The following is a 323-nucleotide window of genomic DNA, read 5'->3' as shown; positions in this document are numbered from 1 at the left end:
TGATCGGCTGTCCTGCCCAGACCGCGTGCAGAATACGGTGCGCGCCGAGTTCTTCGATAAGGGTGACGTCAATCTCAAAGGTACCGTTCGCATCAGGCAAGATGTCTTCGGGACGGACGCCCAAAGTCACAGGGCCATTGCCAGTGAATTCGGCAACCTGTTGCCCACCGACCATCACCGCACCGTTCTCTGCCGTCGCATCCAAAAGGTTCATCGGTGGCGCGCCCATAAAGGACGCAACAAATGTCGATGCGGGCGAATGATAGACCTCGGACGGGGTGCCGATCTGTTCAATCTCTCCGCCATTCATCACGATGATACGG

Annotated in this window: 1 protein-coding gene (only partly in view); it reads right to left on the bottom strand. The window is 57.3% G+C overall.

The genetic code is table 11. From position 1 onward, the window contains the following. Positions 1 to 323: part of an ABC transporter ATP-binding protein coding region (locus tag AC1QQ2_RS14800; RefSeq protein WP_479713716.1), annotated on the bottom strand (this coding region is incomplete at both ends). 350 nt of the annotated region lie beyond the right edge of the window; the window shows 323 of its 673 annotated nt.

This window comes from Aestuarium sp. (genome assembly GCF_023253315.1).
GTDB lineage: Bacteria > Pseudomonadota > Alphaproteobacteria > Rhodobacterales > Rhodobacteraceae > Marivivens > Marivivens donghaensis.
This window is presented reverse-complemented; position numbering and strand designations above follow the sequence as displayed.